This window comes from Pseudomonas sp. NPDC088414, assembly GCF_044753325.1.
Classification (GTDB): Bacteria; Pseudomonadota; Gammaproteobacteria; order Pseudomonadales; family Pseudomonadaceae; genus Aquipseudomonas.
In genome coordinates, this window is the sequence record NZ_JBIVMY010000066.1 from 1 (window position 1) to 3614 (window position 3614).

The 3614-nt window shown below is 59.6% G+C and carries 3 protein-coding genes; all 3 read right to left on the bottom strand.

The features are described from left to right. Window positions 1-188, bottom strand: a 188-nt coding sequence (locus ACIP8I_RS26975) for an HU family DNA-binding protein (RefSeq protein WP_400764905.1), incomplete at its 3' end; no start/stop codon positions are given. A gap of 3 nt (window positions 189-191) precedes the next feature. Further along, window positions 192-2570, bottom strand: a complete 2379-nt coding sequence (gene pheT, locus ACIP8I_RS26980; RefSeq protein WP_400764906.1) for a phenylalanine--tRNA ligase subunit beta — start codon at window positions 2568-2570, stop codon at window positions 192-194. A 26-nt stretch (window positions 2571-2596) separates the two neighbouring features. After that, the gene (gene pheS / locus ACIP8I_RS26985) at window positions 2597-3613 is read right to left on the bottom strand and encodes a phenylalanine--tRNA ligase subunit alpha (protein ID WP_400764908.1); all 1017 of its coding nucleotides are present in this window, start codon (window positions 3611-3613) and stop codon (window positions 2597-2599) included. Window position 3614: the final 1 nt, after the last annotated feature.

A 3614-nucleotide genomic window follows, 5' to 3' on the forward strand; every position in this document is an offset into this window, starting at 1 on the left:
ACAGGCCGCTGGCGTTTGTCCCGAAGGTCGAAATTGCCGAAACCGGACAATATGACCTGCTCGTTGTCTTCAAGAGCGTGCCTGATTTCCTCGAAAAACAGTTCAACCAATTCCTTGGCTTCCCGCTTGTTCAGGCCCAGCTCTTCATACAGACGTTCCGCCATCTCAGCTTTAGTCAAAGCCACCATAAGTCACTTCCTTAACGTGGCGTTCAACCTTTGTTCGAGCGAGGTGAGGATGTTTTGAGTCGTCGAATTCACCTCATCGTCATTAAGAGTGCGCGATGGATGCTGCCAGGTCAAGCCAACTGCAAGGCTTTTTCTATCAGGATCAATGCCTTTACCCTGATACACGTCAAACAGCCTGAGATCCGTGAGCCATTCGCCTGCATTTTCACGGATTACGTCCAGTACAGCCGAGGCCGCGACGTCTTTGTGCGCAATCAGTGCAAGGTCACGCCGCACTTCAGGAAAGCGCGACAACTCGTGGAATTGCGGCATTTTTCCGGAAGCGACTTCAGCCAGAACCAGCTCGAAGACGAAGACCGGACGATCCAGACCCAAGGCTTTGGACAGCTCAGGGTGGATTGCACCGATAAAGCCGACTTCACGCCCGTCACGTTCGATGCGCGCGGTTTGACCCGGGTGCAGCGCCGGGTGTTTGCCCGGAGCGAACGTGAAGGTATCCAGTGCACCGGCAAAACCCAGCACCGCTTCAACGTCAGCTTTCACATCGAAGAAATCGACGGTGTCGCGACCCTGTGCCCAGCCTTCCGGCAGACGGCTGCCGCAAACCACACCCGACAGCATCGGCTCTTGCTTCAGACCTTCCAGCTGACCAACGAAGCGCAGACCGCTTTCGAACAGACGCACGCGATCCTGCTGGCGGTTCAGGTTGTGCTGCAACGCCTTGACCAGACCCGGCCACAGCGAAGAACGCATGGCAGCCATGTCATTGGAAATCGGGTTTGCCAGCAACAGCGGCTCGACGCCCGGATTGAACAGTTCGAACTGTTTCGGATCGATGAAGCTGTAAGTGATCGCTTCCTGATAACCACGAGCTACCAGCAGACGACGCAGCTCAGGCAATTCGCTGCGCGCTTCAGCCTTGGCCTGTGGCGCCAGACGCGCTTGCGGGTAACGAACCGGCAGACGGTTGTAGCCGTACAGACGCGCCAGCTCTTCAATCAGATCGACTTCCAGGCTGATGTCGAAGCGATGGCTTGGCACTTCTACGCGCCACTGCCCTGCTCCGTCAGCGGAAATATTCAGACCCAAGGCGCTGAGCAGACGCTCGACCTGAGCCGAATCCATTTCCATCCCCAGCATCTGGGTGATGCGCTGCGCACGCAGGGTGATCGGCGCGATCGACGGCAGGTGCTGCTCGCTGACGGTCTCGATGATCGGGCCGGCTTCGCCGCCAGTGATTTCCAGCAGCAGGCCGGTGGCGCGCTCCATGGCTTCACGGGCCAGTTGCCAGTCCACGCCACGCTCGTAACGGTGCGAAGCGTCGGTGTGCAGGCCGTAGGAACGGGCCTTGCCCGCCACAGCGATCTGGTCGAAGAAGGCACTTTCCAGGAAAACGTCGCGAGTGGTCGCAGATACACCGCTGTGCTCGCCACCCATCACGCCGGCAATCGCCAGTGCGCGAGTGTGGTCGGCGATCACCAGCGTATCGCTACGCAGGCTGACTTCCTGACCGTCGAGCAGCACCAGTTTCTCGCCCTCTTCCGCCATGCGCACACGGATGCCGCCATTGATTTCGGCGAGATCGAAGGCGTGCAGCGGCTGGCCCAGCTCGAGCATCACGTAGTTGGTGATGTCGACCGCAGCGTCGATGCTGCGCACATCGGCGCGGCGCAGACGTTCAACCATCCACAGCGGGGTTGGTTTGGACAGATCAACGTTACGGATGACACGACCCAGGTAACGCGGGCAGGCGGCAGGCGCCAGCACTTCGACCGGACGCACTTCGTCGTGCACAGCCGGAATGGTCATGACCACCGGGCGAGCGACCGGCGTGTCGTACAGCGCACCCACTTCACGGGCCAGACCGGCCAGCGACAGGCAGTCGCCACGGTTCGGGGTCAGGTCGACCTCGATGCTGGCGTCTTCCAGATCCAGGTACACACGGAAATCTTCGCCCACCGGTGCGTCGGCCGGCAGCTCCATCAGACCGTCATTGCCTTCACCGACCTGCAGCTCGGCTTGCGAGCACAGCATGCCGTTGGATTCGACGCCGCGCAGCTTGGCCTTCTTGATCTTGAAGTCGCCCGGCAGTTCGGCACCGATCATGGCGAACGGAATCTTCAGGCCCGGACGCACGTTAGGCGCACCGCACACGACCTGGAAGGTTTCCGCGCCATTGCTGACCTGGCACACACGCAACTTGTCGGCATCAGGGTGCTGCTCGGTGCTCAGCACCTCACCCACGACCACGCCGCTGAATACACCGGCGGCCGGGGTCACGCTATCGACCTCCAGACCCGCCATCGACAGACGAGCAACCAGCTCGTCGCGACTTACCTGCGGGCTAACCCAGCCACGCAGCCATTGTTCACTGAATTTCATCCTGCTCTCCTAAGAATTCGTTACGACTAGCGAAATTGCGCGAGGAACCGCAAGTCGTTGTCGAAGAACAGACGCAAGTCGTTCACGCCGTAACGGAGCATGGCCAGACGCTCGACGCCCATGCCGAAGGCAAAGCCGGAGAACTCTTCCGGATCGATGCCGGACATGCGCAGCACGTTCGGGTGAACCATGCCGCAGCCCATGACCTCCAGCCAGCCGGTCTGCTTGCAGACGCGGCAGCCTTTACCGCTGCACATCACGCATTCCATGTCGACTTCAGCGGATGGCTCGGTGAACGGGAAGTACGAAGGACGGAAACGTACGGCCAGCTCTTTCTCGAAGAACACCCTCAGGAATTCTTCGATGGTGCCTTTGAGATCGGCGAAATTGATGTCGCGATCGACCAGCAGGCCTTCGACCTGGTGGAACATCGGCGAGTGGGTGATATCGGAGTCGCTGCGATACACACGGCCTGGGCAGACGATGCGGATCGGCGGTTGCTTGGACTCCATGGTGCGGACCTGTACCGGCGAGGTATGGGTGCGCAGCAACATGTTCGCATTGAAATAGAAGGTGTCATGCATCGACCGGGCCGGGTGGTGGCCTGGGATGTTGAGCGCTTCGAAGTTGTGATAGTCGTCTTCGACCTCAGGGCCTTCGGCGATGCCGTAGCCGATGCGGGTGAAGAACTGCTCGACTCGTTCCAGAGTCCGGGTCACCGGATGCAGACCACCGGAGGTCTGGCCACGGCCCGGCAACGTCACGTCAATGGATTCGGCAGACAGTTTGGCAGCCAGTTCGGCTTCTTCAAACAGAGCCATGCGCGCATTGAGAACGCCTGTGACACGTTCCTTGGCAACGTTGATCTGGGCGCCGACTTGCGGACGCTCTTCTGCCGGCAAATTCCCCAGGGTCTTCATCACCTGAGTCAATTCACCCTTTTTGCCAAGGTATTGAACCCGGATTTGCTCCAGGGCATTGATATCTTCAGCGCTTTGCACAGCCTCTAGTGCTTGAGAGACCAGCGCATCCAGGTTTTCCATG